Source organism: Nisaea sediminum (assembly GCF_014904705.1).
Classification (GTDB): domain Bacteria; phylum Pseudomonadota; class Alphaproteobacteria; order Thalassobaculales; family Thalassobaculaceae; genus Nisaea; species Nisaea sediminum.
In genome coordinates this window covers 133,886-147,767 of the sequence record NZ_JACZCQ010000009.1, presented here as the reverse complement: position 1 = coordinate 147,767, position 13,882 = coordinate 133,886, and the positions used below count along the sequence as shown (strand labels likewise).

Sequence of the window (13,882 nt, the reverse complement as noted above, 5' to 3'; positions counted from 1 at the left end):
TCGATTTGGTTCAATTCAGTGGATGTATAGGCGCCATGGGCGAAGAACAACCGGCGCCGCCATTCAGACAGCGAGAAGCCCATTTCTATCCCTCGCCCGGATTCTCCTCGGGCAATGCCTTCGGGCCAGCATATTGATGCTCCGCAACGGCCAGATTGGGGCCGAGTGAGGCCTGCAGCCAAACGGTCACCTTGGTGCCCACTCCAAGCGTGCTCTCGATTTTGAACTCGCCCGAATGTGCCTCCACGAGGGATTTCACGATGCTGAGACCAAGTCCGGTGCCCTCCCGGCTGTGGTGCGGGTGACTGCCCGACTGTGAAAACGGGTCGGTAATGGTCGGAAGCCGTTCCGGCGCGATGCCCTCGCCGTTGTCCTCGACGGAAATCGCAATCATGTCGCCGCGATCCGGTTTTGCGGTCAACCGGATCCAGCCCCCTTCCGGCGTGAATTTCACAGCGTTCGACAGCAGATTGAGAACGATCTGCCGGACCGACCGCGTGTCAGCCAGGACGGTCAGCCGCTCGCTCGGGACGCCGACCTCGAGATTGATCGATTTGTCCGCCGCGATGGTGGAGACCTCGACGGTGCATTCCTTGAGCATGTCGAGAACGGCGATCTCTTCCTTGGCGAAAGTCCGTTTTCCGACCTCGATAGCGGAAATATCGAGGATATCGTTCACCAGGGCGAGCATATGCGCTCCGCTGTCGTGGATCGCGTCGGCATAGTCCCTGTAGCCGTCTTTGCCGAGAGGACCCAGGACCTCTTTCGCCAGCATCTCGCTGAAGCCGAGGATTGCGTTCAGCGGAGTCCGGAACTCGTGGCTCATCGTGGCGAGGAACTCGGACTTGGCGCGGTTCGCGCGCTCGGCTTCCAGGCGGGCCCGGTCCCGCGATATTTCTGCCTCGCGCTGCTGGGTCACGTCGCTGCCGGTGCCGCGATAACCAAGGAACTCGCCATCGTCATTGAAGATCGGCACTCCGTTGATCGCCACCGCGACATCGTGCCCGTCGTCGCCGCGCAGGAGATAGCGGAATCCGGTGAACGGGCGGCGGGCCTCTAGATCAGCGATGTGCGCGCGCCATTTTTCGGACGTTAGGTCTTCGATCGTCGCCTCGAAGCGGGTCTTACCGAGATTTGTCTCCGGAACATGACCGCTATAGTTCCCGCTTCCATGGGCGAAGAAGGTGAAGCGCCCGTCGACATCCGTTTCCCAGAGCCAGTCGGACGACGACTCGGCAAAATCTCGGAAGCGTTTCTCGCTCTCGAACAGCTTAAGTTCCGCCCGCTTGTGGTCGGTCATGTCCTGCAGGACACCGACAATCGCCGGACGTTCGGCCCCGTCGATCAGAAGCGGCACTTTCGAGACCACGTAATCGCGGCGTTCTCTGCCCGGTAGCGTCAGCTGGGTCTCCACGACTTCGGACTGCCCCCTGACGAGCGACTCCTCGGCGATGCGGAAGATCTTGTCGGCCGACGGGTCGTTCCAGATCTCCGTGACGGAGATACCGAGAATCTCCGCAGACGGCCGGCCGAACAGCTCCATGAACGCGCGGTTCGCGCTGATGATCCTGTCGTCCGAATCCTTCAGGAAAATCGGGATCGAGACCGCATCGATGATGCTCTGCTGGATATCCAGCTGCTTGCGCAACGCCTTGTCGGCAAGGTTGCGCGCCGCGCCCTCCGCCTCGGCCCTCTCCATCAGACTATGCTGTGCCACGAGCATCAGCCCGACCGCCGCCGCAATGGCAAGCACTTCTGCAATGATGAAGCCGTATGGCGCGAAGGATTCGATTGGACGCAGAAATGGATAATCGAGCCGGTGCAGTCCCCAGAGCACGAAGACCACGCTGACCACACGATATCCCGTCCCGAGACGGCCAACCGAGGATCTGCGCCACAGCAGCCATGCGGTCAACAGCAGCGCGCCGCCCGACAGCATGAAAACCGGCAGCGTCCGAAGCACGAATCCAAGCTCGGCGACCGCCCCGAAGAGCGCCCAGAAAGCCACGAGGGATATTCCGACGACGAGCAGCGGCGGGCGAACGCTCCGCCCCATGAAAACAGCGGTCCCCGCCAGAATCAGAATCGCAGAGGCTGCCTGGAGAATCTCGCCGAGCAGAGTTTGGAGGGGAGGCTGGATGAACGCGGTACAGGCATATCCGGAAACATGGACCCAGAATCCGCCGGACCAGTAACCCAAACCGCGTGGCGCATTAGGCAAGGTCCGAAGATAGGTAAGTGCCGCCGCGAGCAGCAAGGTCCCGACCATCGCGCTGAGCACTGCCGTCTGCAGAGATATCGCCATGTCGAGGTAGCCCACCGATCGCGCGACTGGTTCTGGAGTACGAACCACAATTTATTGAAATATAAGCCGGAATACCAGACTTGTCACTCATCCGGACGATGGAGACGTGACAACCGGTGCGGAACCTTGAGCAATCGCCCGCAGGATTGATAGGCTATCCGGGAAGGCTGCTAGAGGACTATGAAATGCATATCCGCGTTGACGATCTGACCGGCCACGAAATCGCCATGCTGCTGAGTGCGCATCTCGACCACGGGAACGCCCACTCCCCGCCGGAAAGCGTCCACGCTCTCGATCTGGACGGGTTGAGACGTCCGGACATCACCTTCTGGAGCGCCTGGGAAGACGGGGACCTGCTCGGCTGCGGCGCGCTCCGGGAGCTCTCGCCGGAACATGGCGAGCTGAAATCCATGCACACTGCCGCCCGCCATCGCGGCAAGGGCGTCGGACGGGCGATGGTCGAACATATTCTGAAAGAAGCACGGGCGCGCGGCTACCGCCGCATCAGCCTGGAGACCGGCTCCATGGAGGCCTTCGCTCCGGCGCGGGCGCTCTATGCCCGCTTCGGCTTTACCGAATGCCCGCCCTTCGGCAGCTACAGGCTCGATCCCCACAGCACCTTCATGACCTGCGAGATCGCTGCCTGAATCCGGACCGGAGACCCGCACAGCTTGCATTCGGCCATTCCTTGACCGACTTTGTCTTCCTTCGGTTAATTGCCCGCAATCGTTTAAATGCGGTTTGTTCGCCATCTGGTCCGGGAGGCCGACATATGAGCAAAACCAGTCAGAATGCGTGGCTCGTCGCCAGCGCGGAAATGCTGCCTACGCTGGTGTTTCTCTCCCTTTGGCGCGGCGGCTTCGGACTGGAGACCGCGGGCTGGTCCGGCGCGGCAAGCGCCGCTCTCGTCCTCGGGGCGATCGGCGTGACCAGACCGAAATTCAGCCCGGTCGTTCTCGGGATCAATATTCACCTCCTCCTGATCACGCCGGCGATCGTCGGCCTGTACAAGCTGGGTTTCGACGAATGGGCAGAGACGCTCCGGCACCAAGCACAGACCGCCCTCTTCGTGGTCGTTGCTCTTGTCGGCGCTCTCCTGATCGGAACGACCGAGCGCGGCTTGATCGGCACTGACACGGGACCCGCGCGGATCAGGTTCCGCTATTCGCTCGTCATTCTGGCCGCTGTAACCGGCGCGATTCCGTGGGCTTATTTCCACGCCGGTGACAGCCTGACGAGCGTCGCATTGCCGCTCGTCATCCTGTTCGCTCTCCGCGGCTATCTCGCTGCACGTCTCGAAGACAAGAGAGGTGACGGAGATCAGCTGGTTCCGGCACTGGGCGGAAGCAACCTCAACGACCCGGCGTGAGCGGCTCCCAATTCACCAAGCGATATCCGCCTAGCGGCCCTTCCAGTCTGGTTTGCGCTTCTCGAGGAAGGCCGACATGCCCTCGCGGAAATCGTCGCTGGTATAGGCGGCGACGATAAGGTCGTGATCGTCGGGCACACCGCCGCTGCTCTTCAGACGGCGGAGCGCTTCCTTGGTGACCCGCATGGTGATCGGGGCATGGCCCTTCATCCTGGTAGCAAGTTCCTCCGCCCGCGCGATCACCGCGTCCTTGTCCGCCAGCACCTCGGAAATCAGCCCGATGGCCTTCGCTTCCTCGCCTTCGATCAGACGCGCGGTCAGCAGCATCTCGGACACCCGGGCCGGACCGACAAGCCAGGAGAGGCGCCGGAGATTTTCATTGGAGAGACAATTGCCGAGGGTGCGTGCGATCGGGAAACCGTATTTCAGGTCAGCCGCGGCAATACGGATGTCGCAGGCGGCCGCGATCGCCGCCCCGCCTCCGGTGCAGGCACCGTGGATCGCCGCAATGGTCGGCACCTGGCAACGCTCGATATCGTTCATCATCCTGTTGCCGTTCGCCTCGTAGGCGAGCGCATCGTCCGCTCCGCTGAAGTGCTTGAACTGGCCGATATCGGTCCCGGCGGCGAAGGCCTTGTCGCCGGCCCCGGACATCACGATGGCGGCGACATCGCCGCCCGCCCGTGCCTCGCGGCAGATCCTGGCGACCCCCTCGTACATTGCGAAGGTGAAGGCATTGCGCGCCTGCGGCCGGTTGAAGGTGATCCAGCCGATCCCGTTCCTCACCTCGTAGAGAAGTTCGTCCGTTGCGCCCGTCATTACGCCTCCCGCCGACCTTTCAGGTCTTTCGATTTTGCCGATGTGCCACGGAGGATACCGTGGCAAAGTCGGCGCCATGAAAGCAGGAAACAAAACCCTCGGTCCACGGTTGCGCGTCGTGCTGGACGAGAATGTCGCCATCGGCCCCGGCCAGGCAGACCTTCTGGAAGCGATCGGAGAGACCGGTTCGATAAGCAAGGCCGGGCGGCGGATGGGCATGAGCTACCGTCGCGCCTGGCTGCTGGTGCAGAAAATGAACGCGCATTTCTCCGCGCCGCTGGTGGTGACCGCCAAGGGCGGAAGCAGTGGCGGCGGCGCACGATTGACGGCGCTGGGACAAGAGGTCGCGGCCTGCTACCGGCAGATGGAAGCGCGTGCGGCCGAGGTTCTGGCGCCCGAGATCGAGCGTTTGCGTGGCCTTCTCGCCGAAGGTCGCGATTTGGGTGAGACCGGGTCCGACGCTTGACGCACCGTTGTATCCGAATGAATATAACGATATCCCGTTGCGCACCAGATATCGGCTACGAGACCGTCCATGCAATTCCGACTTTCGAGCAGGATCACCCGGCATCCGATATGCCGAGTTCTCGGACTGGCCGTCGCTCTCGGCGCCATCGCCTGCGATGCCGGCGCCGCTGAAGGCACTGTGGCGGTCGCGGCCAATTTCACCTCGACGGCTCAAAAGCTTGCCGACACCTTCGAGCGGCGGAGCGGCCACAAACTGGTGATCGCTACCGGGTCGACTGGGCAACTCTATGCCCAGATCCGCCAGGGGGCTCCGTTCGACGCGCTGCTTGCCGCAGACCAGCTCCGCCCGGCAAGGCTCTTCGCGGAAAAACAGGCCGCAGCCAAACCCTTTACCTACGCGACCGGACAATTGGCGCTCTGGAGTCCCGATCCGGGGCGCATTTCCAGCGATGGCGCGGCCTTTCTCGCCTCGGACAAGGTTGGCCGCATCGCGCTCGCAAACCCGAAGCTCGCCCCATATGGGCTGGCCGCCCGCGAGAGCCTCGAAGCGATGGGGCTATGGGACGGCTATCGCGATCGGATCGTGATGGGACAGAACATCGCACAGGCGTTCCAGATCACCGCCTCCGGAGGCGTGTCGGCGGGCTTCGTTGCGCTGTCCCAGCTCCAGGACGCACCGGCCGGGCTAAAAGGAAGCCATTGGGTCGTTCCGGCGGAACTGCACACCCCGATCCGGCAGGACGCCGTGCTGCTGCTCCGCGGCAAGGGCAATCCCGCTGCGAAGGCTTTCCTCGCGTTCCTGACAGAAGCCGAGGCCTGCACCGCGATCAGGGCTGCCGGCTACGCACCCGCCGAGAGCTGCCCGTGAGCGACGGCGATCTTTCCGCGATCCTGCTGACCCTGAAGCTGGCTGGCGCGACCTCCGTCATCCTGCTGCTGCTCGCGACACCGCTCGCTTGGTGGCTGGCGCATACCCGCTCGCGGCTGCGCTGGATCGTCGAGCCTGTCGTCGCCCTGCCCCTGGTCCTGCCGCCGACCGTGCTCGGCTTCTATCTGCTGATCCTGCTCGGTCCGGCCGGCGGTCTCGGTAGCGCCTGGGTCGCGCTCACCGGCGAAAGTCTGGCTTTCTCCTTCGCCGGTCTGCTGATCGCCTCCATGGTCTATTCGCTGCCGTTTGCCGTACAGCCGTTGCAGACCGCGTTCCAGGCTGTCGGGGTAAAGCATTTGGAAGCGGCGGCCACGCTCGGCGCTTCGCCGTTCGATGCATTCCTCACCGTCGCCTCGCCGATCGCGCTCCGCGGCTATATCACCGCCCTTGTCCTCACCTTCGCCCACACCATCGGCGAATTCGGCGTCGTGCTGATGGTCGGCGGGAACATTCCCGAGCGCACCCGGGTCATCTCGATCGCGATCTTCGAACATGTGGAAACCCTCTCCTATGCCGAGGCGCACCGGCTTTCGATCGGCCTCCTGGTGTTTTCCTTCCTTGTGCTGATGGCGGTCACGATCCTGCACCGCCGCGCACCGGTCAGGGTCGGCTGAAACACCATGCTGGTTCTCCGCAGCACCATCCGCTTTCCGGAATTCGCCGCCGACGTGGACGTCTCGACTCCGCTTGCCGGCATCGTAGGTCTCTTCGGACCCTCCGGACATGGCAAGACGACGCTATTGAGGCTCGCGGCGGGACTGGAGCGGGGCACCGACACTTATGTCGAACATGCGGGCGAGATCTGGCAGGACGACCGGCGAGGCATTTTCGTGTCGCCACACAGGCGTAGCATCGGCTTCGTCTTCCAGGACAGCCGGCTGTTTCCGCATCTGACTGCGGGCGGAAACCTCGATTACGCCGTCCGCCGGGCGAGCCCCGAGCGGAAGGAGCCGACACGTGACCAGATTGTCGACATGCTCGACCTCTCGCCACTGCTCCATCGCCGTATCGAGGACCTGTCCGGAGGGGAGACCCAACGCGTCGCCATTGGACGCGCCCTCGTCTCGCGTCCTCGCCTGCTGCTGATGGACGAACCTCTGTCCGCCCTTGATCTCCGGCGCAAGATGGAAATCCTGCCCTATATCGAGCGTCTCCGGGAGGAGATGAACCTGCCGGTCCTCTACGTCACCCACTCCATCGACGAACTCAGCCGCCTCGCGGATCACATGCTGCTGATCCGGGGCGGCACCGTGGCCGCCCAGGGCGCCGTGCCGGATGTCATGCAGCGGATGGATCTCGGCCCGATGATGGGACGTTTCGAAGCCGGTGTGATTCTCGAGGGCCCGGTTGTCGCCCATGATCCGGAATTCGCCATGACCGACCTTGCGATCGGCAATCAGATCCTCCGCATGCCGAATATCGATGCCGAAAAGGGTACCATCGTCAGGGTCCGCATCCGCGCGCGCGACGTTTCGATCGCCACGGAGGAGCCTGCGGCGATCAGCATCCGCAACGCGCTCCGGGCCCGCATTTCGGAGATCTTCATCGAGGAAGGCGCCTTCGCCGAAGTCCTGATGGATCTGGACGGGACCGGCCTCCGGTCGCGCATCACGCGGGAAAGCGTGGTGCGTCTCGACCTCGCACCGGGCAGAGAGGTTTTCGCCCTGATCAAGAGCAGCGCCGTCGACCGCCGCCTGATCCCCGGCGGAGGCAAGCGCGCCGCCTCCGAAAAACCTGGAATCATTCCAACCGCATAACGTGACTGTGATCGGTCAGGGTTCGTTCATTTCGGACTTGACCCGGAACGGCGCTTCACGCATCTCTAAAGAAATTGAGACTAATTCTCATTAATAGAACTAGGGGAAACTCCGTGGCTCAGTTGAAGAAACTCCTGTTCGGCCTGATCGGCGCGTCCATGCTCGCGCCCGCTGCGAATGCCGCCGAGGAAGTCAACGTCTACTCCTACCGTCAGGAATTCCTGGTGAAGCCGTTGTTCGATGCCTTCACCAAGGAGACCGGAATCAAGGTCAACGTCGTCTTCTCCGACAAGGGTCTGATCGAGCGCGTCCAGGCCGAGGGCGACAACAGCCCGGCCGACCTGATCTTCACCGTCGATATCGGCAAGCTGAACGACGCCGTCGATGCGGGCGTCACCCAGCCCGTCACCAGCCCGACGCTGGAAAAGAACATCCCGGCGAACTTCCGCCATCCGGACGGGCTCTGGTACGGCATGACCACGCGCGCGCGCATCATCTATGCCTCGAAGGACCGGGTGAAGCCGGGCGAGATCACCAGCTACGAGGATCTCGCCGATCCGAAGTGGAAGGGCCGCCTGTGCACCCGCAGCGGCAAGCATGTCTACAACGTCGCCCTCATCGCTTCGATGATCGCCCATCACGGCAAGGACGAGGCGGAAGCCTGGCTCTCCAAGGTGAAGGACAACCTCGCGCGCAAGCCGCAGGGCAATGACCGGGCGCAGGTCAAGGCGATCAAGGAAGGCGAGTGCGATATCGCGGTCGGCAATCACTACTATTACGGCAAGATGCTGCATGACGAGAAGCAGAAGCCCTGGGCCGACTCCGTCTACCTCGTATTCCCGAACCAGGAGAACCGCGGCACGCACGTGAACATCTCCGGCGTCTCCATGACCAAGTCCGCGCCGAACAAGGCGAACGCCCTGAAGCTGATGGAGTTCCTGAGCGGCGCCGGGCAGACCCTCTATGCCGAGCAGAACTTCGAATATCCGGTCAACCCGACCGTGGAATGGCTCCCGGAAGTGAAGTCCTGGGGCGAGTTCAAGTCGGACACACTGAGCCTCGCCGAGGTCGCCGAGCTCCGCAAGGAAGCCATCATGATGGTGGACCGGGTCGGCTATAACGACTAAACGCCTACCCTTTCGGTTCCGAGAGCCCGGGCCCGCGCCATAGCGCGGGCCTTTGGGCGTTTGGATCGAAAGCTTGAGGAGTCCCGATGGACGAGGCATTTTCCGCGCATAGCGCCATCGACGAGGCCCGCCCGGTCCGGCATAGCGGCGGCGGACCGTGGCTGCTTGCCGCTTTCGTCCTTGCCGCGCTCGTGGTCGCACCGATCGCCGCGCTTGTCTGGATCGCCTTTAACCCGGCCGAAAACATCTGGCCGCATCTCTTCGCCACCGTCCTCGGCACCTACCTCTCCAGCACGCTGCTCCTGATGACCGGCGTCGGCGTCAGCGTCGTTCTGATCGGCACCGGCACCGCCTGGCTGGTCGTGAGCTGCCGCTTTCCTGGACGGCGCGTCTTCGAATGGGCGCTGCTGCTGCCGCTCGCGGTGCCCGCCTACGTCATCGCCTATACCTATACCGACCTGCTGGAATTCGCGGGACCGCTGCAGACCGGACTGCGCGCGATCTTCGGATGGGAGACCAAGCGCGACTACTGGTTCCCCGATATCCGTACCATGGGCGGCGCGATCGCGATGATCTCGCTCGTGCTCTATCCCTACGTCTATGCCATGGCACGGGCCGCCTTTCTGGAGCAGTCGGTCTGCGTGCTCGAGGTCAGCCGCACCCTCGGCTCGACCGCCTGGCGGGCCTTCTTCACCGTCGCCCTGCCGCTCGCCCGCCCGGCCATCGTCGTCGGCCTGACCCTCGCGCTCATGGAGACGCTGAACGATTTCGGCACGGTCGACTATTTCGCTGTCCGCACATTGACTCGCGGTGTCTTCGATACCTGGTTCTTCATGGGCAATCCCGGCGGCGCGGCGCAGATCGCGCTGGTCATGCTGGTCTTCGTCGTCGGCCTGATCTGGATCGAACGCAGTTCCCGCGCACGGCAGCGCTTCCACCATACCTCGAGTCACGTCCGCGCCCTGCCCGGTTATCAGTTGACCGGGGCGAAGCGCGCCGGCGCTGTTCTGGCCTGTGCCCTGCCGATCCTGCTCGGCTTCGTCGTCCCGGCCTCGGTGCTCGGCTATTACGCCTTCGAGTACTTCGAACAATCCTGGACGGCGGACTTCCTGCATTACGCAGAGAACAGCCTGAAGCTCTCGCTCATCAGCGCCGTCGCAACGGTCGCCGCCGCGGTGCTGCTCGGCTATGCGGTGCGCCTCAATCCCGGCCGCGGCGTCCGCTTTGCCTCCCGCCTTGCGAGTGTCGGATACGCCATTCCGGGGGCCGTGCTGGCGATCGGCATCCTGATCCCGGCCGGTGCGCTCGACAATGCGATCGACGCCTTCTCGCGCGAACAGTTCGGCTTTCCGACCGGCCTCCTGCTGAGCGGCACCACCACGGCTCTGGTCTTCGCCTATATGGTCCGCTTCATGGCGATCTCCTTCGGCGCGGTCGAGGCGGGGCTCGGCAAGGTCACGCCGAACATGGATCTTGCCGCCCGGGCGCTCGGCCACGGACCGCTCGCAACCCTGCGCAAGGTGCATCTGCCCTTGATCCGGGGCAGCCTGCTGACCGCCATCGTGCTGGTCTTCGTCGACACGATGAAGGAACTGCCGGCGACCCTGGTGCTGCGGCCCTTCAATTTCCAGACGCTCGCGACCTATGTCTATCAATACGCCTCGGACGAACTGCTGGAACAATGCGCGCTCGCGGCCCTCGCCATCGTTGCGGCCGGCATCTTGCCGGTGATAGTCCTGAGCCGCGCGATCTCCGCTTCCCGGCCCGGGCATCGCCGCTCCGCCTGAGGCCGGCCCCGAAAGTCACGGCATGTCCGTCGAGAGCGCCGCAGCCCCGAGCCGACAGAGCCTGTTCCTCCGCCTTTCCGCGTTCTACGGCGCCTTTTTCCTGTTGTTCGGCGTGCTGATGCCGTTCTGGCCGGTCTGGCTTGACCATCGCGGGCTCGGCGCCGTCGAGATCGCCTCGATCATGGCCGCTGTATTCTGGGTCAAGATGATCGCGCATCCGCTGGTCGCGCAGATCGCCGACCGCCGGAGCGCGGGACGCAAACTCTCCATCGTGCTTGCCGCGCTTGCGCTTCTCGTCTGCCTTGCGATGAACAGCGCCGTCGGGTTCTGGCCGATTGCCCTGCTCGCCGGGCTGTTCTACGCCCTGCACAATCCGATCCTGCCGATAATGGAGAACATCGCGCTCCGGACCGTCCGTGATGCCGGGCTCGACTATGGACGCGTCCGGCTCTGGGGCTCGATCAGCTTCATTCTCGGCACCACCGCGACGGGGGCCTTCCTTACAGGGCGTGATCCTGACTGGGTGATCTGGATCGCCAGCGGCACGGTCGCGCTTATCCTGATTGCCTGCTTCGCGATGCCGGAAGTCCCGCGCAAGGTCTCGACGGAGCGTGCCAACCCGTTGGGCCTGCTCGCCCGTCCGGACTTCCTGCTGTTCGTCGTATCGGCAGGGCTGCTTCAGGTCAGCCACGCCGTCTATTACGCCTTCGGTTCGATCTCCTGGCGCAATGCGGGGCTGGACGAGAGCGTGATCGGTCTGCTCTGGGCCGTCGGCGTGGTCGCGGAGGTGATCCTCTTTGCCTTCGCGGGCCGTTTCGCCCGCCGGATCGGACCGCTCGGCTTCCTCGCCATCGCCGCGATCGGCGGGGTGATCCGCTGGCCGCTGACGCCGCTTACCTACGATCCGTGGCTGCTGGTGCCACTGCAGTCCCTGCACGCGCTTACCTTCGGGGCCGCCCATCTCGGTGCCATGGCCTATCTGACGCGGACCATTCCCGACAGCGTCGGCGCCACCGGCCAGAGCCTCTATTACGCGCTGACCGGCGGGGTGCTGATGGGCGCGATGATGCCCCTTGCCGGAACGCTTTACGAGAGCTTCGGACCGGCGGCCTACAACGCGATGGGTCTCTGCTCGCTCCTCGCCCTGCCCGGTCTCTGGTGGCTTTCGCGCCGGACCTGAACCGGGAACGCGTCCGTTATGCGGCGTCCGCCGCCGCCTCGAGCGTCGCGATATCGATTTTCCGCATCGTCATCATCGCTTCCATGGCGCGGCGAGCCTTGTCGCGATCGTCATCCGCCATGAGGTCGAGCAAGCGCCTCGGCGTAATCTGCCAGGAATGGCCCCAGCGGTCCTTGCACCAGCCGCATTCGCTCTCCTGGCCGCCACTGCCGACGATCGCGTCCCAGTAGCGGTCGGTCTCTTCCTGGCTCTCGGTCAGCACCATGAAGCTGACGGCCTCGTTCGGCGTGAAGACCGGCCCGCCGTTGAGGCCGACGAACCGTCGGCCCAGCACGGTGAATTCGACGGTCAATTCGGTTCCCGCGGCGCCTCCCGGAAAGTCCGCCGGAGAGGCATTCGCCCGGTCGACATGGCTGTCCGGAAAGGTGGCGGCATAGAATTCCGCCGCCTTTCCGGCTTCGCCATGGTCGAACCACAGGCATGTGACGATCTCGGTCATTTCCATTCTCCCTGCCAGCAGCCGGCCTTATCGGATTTCCGAGATCACCTCGAACCCGCCATAGATCATCCGCTGGCCGTCGAACGGCATCGGCAGCACCTCCGGTTTCAGGCTCGGATGTTCCATCATCACCTGCATGCCCGTCTCGCAGGCCTGCTTGGAGGGCCAGAGGATCCAGGAGAAGACAACGGTCTCGTCCGTCTCGCATTTGACCGCCATGGGGAAAGAGGTCACTTCCCCGTCCGGCACCTCGTCGCCCCAGCATTCGAAGATCTCGAGCGCCCCGTTCTCCTTCAGGACATCCGCACAGGCGGCACAATGCTCGAGGAACTCGTCCTTCCGAGCCGTCGGCACCGCCATCACGCATCCGGTGACGTATCCCATCTGAAATCTCCCTTTTCGCATTTTTCGGTTTCGCTCGCTTTCAGCCGGTCGCTGGCCGATGGTGCGGATGCTTCTTGATCAATACGTTGATGTCAACATAATTAGAAACATGAACATGCATGCCGACCTGCCGATCGAAGTCACCCGCGAGGTCCGGGACCGCTGTCTCTGCCTCCATGTCCAGCGCGCCGCCCGCGCCATCGGCCGGCGTTTCGACGAGGCGCTCCGGCCCTACGGCCTGACCAACGGGCAATTCTCGCTGCTGATGGCGCTGAACCGGCCCGAGCCCCCGAGGATAAAGGATGTCGCGCCGTTCCTCGCCATGGACAGGACAACGCTGACGGCCAACCTGAAACCGCTTGAACGGCGCGGCCTCGTTGAGATTGCGATCGATCCCGAAGACCGCCGCGGGCGGCGGCTGAGCCTCACGGATGCTGGCCGGAACGTGCTGAAGGACGCCCTACCGGTCTGGCGGAAAACCCACGACGAGATCGACCGCCTCCTGCCGAGCGGCGATCCGGACAGCCTCCGGGCGGAACTGATCGCCCTTTCCTGAACTCAGGCAGCGCCCCGCAGCATCACTTTTCCCTGCCGTCCTTGTTGACCAGCGACGTATGCGGATCGCCTTCAGGCAGGATCCGCCTGATGTAGTCGCGGGTCTTCCATTCCGGCGGAGGCGGCGTGCCCTCGCCCTCCCTAGGCACATGCGGCGACGGCTCCCGATCGGCCAGGTTCGGGGTATAGCGAGGACAGTTCGGATAGATCTCGCACTCGATGCGAACGACCATCTTTGCCCCGTAATGCCGCTCGAGCGCTTCCGGGTCGGTCAGGATCTCCGCCTTGCCATTGACGCGGATACGCCGGCTCTTGCCGTCGAAGGCGACGAAGAGCAGTCCGACATTCGGGTTCTTCGCAATATTCCCGACCGTGCGGTACATCGAGTTCCCGTCATATTCGGGATATTCGAGGATGTTGGGACCGACGATTTTGATGAAGCCCGGATCGCCTGACTTGATGTTGCAGTCGACATAATCCTCGAAGGTCGAGGCGATGAAGAAGAACGGCGCCGCCTGGATGAACGCGATCTCATCCTCCCAGAACGCATAATGCTTACGGTTCTTCTCGATCGCTTCCGCCGTGCGCCGCCCGTCGAAGCGATCCTGCCAGTCGCGCATGCCCTCGTGAAAGAAGGCCCGGTCTTCGAAGACATTCATTGCATTGCCCGCTCGTGTCGTCAGTCCGAACGCGCATCAAACACC

At 63.6% G+C, this 13,882-nt stretch carries 15 protein-coding genes; 10 read left to right on the top strand and 5 right to left on the bottom strand.

Translation table 11 applies throughout. From position 1 onward, the window contains the following. Positions 1-85: 85 nt before the first annotated feature. A complete protein-coding gene (locus IG122_RS18685; protein WP_193187325.1) occupies positions 86-2,305 on the bottom strand; it encodes a PAS domain-containing sensor histidine kinase in 2,220 nt (739 codons plus the stop codon). Positions 2,306-2,490: 185 nt separating this feature from the next. On the opposite strand from IG122_RS18685, the gene IG122_RS18680 reads away from it, so the two are divergent. Beyond that, positions 2,491-2,952: a GNAT family N-acetyltransferase gene (locus tag IG122_RS18680; RefSeq protein WP_193187321.1), complete on the top strand. Its 462-nt coding sequence runs from the start codon at positions 2,491-2,493 to the stop codon at positions 2,950-2,952. A gap of 125 nt (positions 2,953-3,077) precedes the next feature. Beyond that, complete coding sequence (locus IG122_RS18675) at positions 3,078-3,674, top strand: hypothetical protein (RefSeq protein WP_193187316.1); 597 nt, start codon at positions 3,078-3,080, stop codon at positions 3,672-3,674. A 30-nt stretch (positions 3,675-3,704) separates the two neighbouring features. Here the strand turns inward: IG122_RS18675 and IG122_RS18670 are convergent, their stop codons facing one another. Beyond that, positions 3,705-4,493, bottom strand: a complete 789-nt coding sequence (locus tag IG122_RS18670) for an enoyl-CoA hydratase (protein WP_193187313.1) — start codon at positions 4,491-4,493, stop codon at positions 3,705-3,707. A 76-nt stretch (positions 4,494-4,569) separates the two neighbouring features. Here IG122_RS18670 and IG122_RS18665 point away from each other — a divergent pair, with 76 nt between their 5' ends. The 7 genes from IG122_RS18665 to IG122_RS18635 all read left to right on the top strand — a co-directional run bounded on the left by IG122_RS18665 (position 4,570) and on the right by IG122_RS18635 (position 11,740). Beyond that, positions 4,570-4,959: a winged helix-turn-helix domain-containing protein gene (locus IG122_RS18665; protein WP_193187310.1), complete on the top strand. Its 390-nt coding sequence runs from the start codon at positions 4,570-4,572 to the stop codon at positions 4,957-4,959. Positions 4,960-5,028: 69 nt separating this feature from the next. Beyond that, entirely contained in the window at positions 5,029-5,829 is an 801-nt protein-coding gene (gene modA / locus IG122_RS18660) for a molybdate ABC transporter substrate-binding protein (protein ID WP_193187307.1), read from the top strand. Beyond that, positions 5,826-6,503 carry a molybdate ABC transporter permease subunit gene (gene modB / locus IG122_RS18655; protein WP_193187304.1) on the top strand — a complete coding sequence of 226 codons (678 nt, stop codon included), beginning with the start codon at positions 5,826-5,828 and terminating at the stop codon, positions 6,501-6,503. The genes modA and modB overlap by 4 nt, the downstream gene beginning before the upstream one ends. A gap of 6 nt (positions 6,504-6,509) precedes the next feature. Further along, entirely contained in the window at positions 6,510-7,646 is a 1,137-nt protein-coding gene (modC, locus tag IG122_RS18650; RefSeq protein WP_193187300.1) for a molybdenum ABC transporter ATP-binding protein, read from the top strand. Between the two features lie 113 nt (positions 7,647-7,759). After that, a complete protein-coding gene (locus IG122_RS18645; RefSeq protein ID WP_319024930.1) occupies positions 7,760-8,773 on the top strand; it encodes a Fe(3+) ABC transporter substrate-binding protein in 1,014 nt (337 codons plus the stop codon). 86 nt (positions 8,774-8,859) lie between these two features. Beyond that, a complete protein-coding gene (locus IG122_RS18640) occupies positions 8,860-10,560 on the top strand; it encodes an ABC transporter permease (RefSeq protein WP_193187297.1) in 1,701 nt (566 codons plus the stop codon). 22 nt (positions 10,561-10,582) lie between these two features. Next, complete coding sequence (locus IG122_RS18635) at positions 10,583-11,740, top strand: MFS transporter (protein ID WP_193187294.1); 1,158 nt, start codon at positions 10,583-10,585, stop codon at positions 11,738-11,740. 16 nt (positions 11,741-11,756) lie between these two features. Here the strand turns inward: IG122_RS18635 and IG122_RS18630 are convergent, their stop codons facing one another. Together IG122_RS18630 and IG122_RS18625 are read right to left on the bottom strand one after the other, a co-directional pair. Continuing rightward, entirely contained in the window at positions 11,757-12,239 is a 483-nt protein-coding gene (locus IG122_RS18630; RefSeq protein ID WP_193187290.1) for a VOC family protein, read from the bottom strand. 27 nt (positions 12,240-12,266) lie between these two features. Then, positions 12,267-12,623 carry a DUF1428 domain-containing protein gene (locus IG122_RS18625; protein WP_193187288.1) on the bottom strand — a complete coding sequence of 119 codons (357 nt, stop codon included), beginning with the start codon at positions 12,621-12,623 and terminating at the stop codon, positions 12,267-12,269. Positions 12,624-12,738: 115 nt separating this feature from the next. Here IG122_RS18625 and IG122_RS18620 point away from each other — a divergent pair, with 115 nt between their 5' ends. Further along, positions 12,739-13,179 (top strand): MarR family winged helix-turn-helix transcriptional regulator, encoded by a 441-nt coding sequence (locus tag IG122_RS18620; RefSeq protein WP_319024929.1) that lies wholly within the window; start codon positions 12,739-12,741, stop codon positions 13,177-13,179. A 22-nt stretch (positions 13,180-13,201) separates the two neighbouring features. Here the strand turns inward: IG122_RS18620 and IG122_RS18615 are convergent, their stop codons facing one another. Next, positions 13,202-13,837: a pyridoxamine 5'-phosphate oxidase family protein gene (locus tag IG122_RS18615; RefSeq protein WP_193187282.1), complete on the bottom strand. Its 636-nt coding sequence runs from the start codon at positions 13,835-13,837 to the stop codon at positions 13,202-13,204. Positions 13,838-13,882 lie beyond the last annotated feature (45 nt).

Coding starts and splice junctions, on each gene's coding strand:
- IG122_RS18685 (WP_193187325.1), bottom strand. CDS start 2,305: ATGGCGATATCTCTGCAGACGGCAGTGCTCAGCGCGATGGTCGGGACC.
- IG122_RS18680 (WP_193187321.1), top strand. CDS start 2,491: ATGCATATCCGCGTTGACGATCTGACCGGCCACGAAATCGCCATGCTG.
- IG122_RS18675 (WP_193187316.1), top strand. CDS start 3,078: ATGAGCAAAACCAGTCAGAATGCGTGGCTCGTCGCCAGCGCGGAAATG.
- IG122_RS18670 (WP_193187313.1), bottom strand. CDS start 4,493: ATGACGGGCGCAACGGACGAACTTCTCTACGAGGTGAGGAACGGGATC.
- IG122_RS18665 (WP_193187310.1), top strand. CDS start 4,570: ATGAAAGCAGGAAACAAAACCCTCGGTCCACGGTTGCGCGTCGTGCTG.
- modA (WP_193187307.1), top strand. CDS start 5,029: ATGCAATTCCGACTTTCGAGCAGGATCACCCGGCATCCGATATGCCGA.
- modC (WP_193187300.1), top strand. CDS start 6,510: ATGCTGGTTCTCCGCAGCACCATCCGCTTTCCGGAATTCGCCGCCGAC.
- IG122_RS18640 (WP_193187297.1), top strand. CDS start 8,860: ATGGACGAGGCATTTTCCGCGCATAGCGCCATCGACGAGGCCCGCCCG.
- IG122_RS18635 (WP_193187294.1), top strand. CDS start 10,583: ATGTCCGTCGAGAGCGCCGCAGCCCCGAGCCGACAGAGCCTGTTCCTC.
- IG122_RS18630 (WP_193187290.1), bottom strand. CDS start 12,239: ATGACCGAGATCGTCACATGCCTGTGGTTCGACCATGGCGAAGCCGGA.
- IG122_RS18625 (WP_193187288.1), bottom strand. CDS start 12,623: ATGGGATACGTCACCGGATGCGTGATGGCGGTGCCGACGGCTCGGAAG.
- IG122_RS18620 (WP_319024929.1), top strand. CDS start 12,739: ATGCATGCCGACCTGCCGATCGAAGTCACCCGCGAGGTCCGGGACCGC.
- IG122_RS18615 (WP_193187282.1), bottom strand. CDS start 13,837: ATGAATGTCTTCGAAGACCGGGCCTTCTTTCACGAGGGCATGCGCGAC.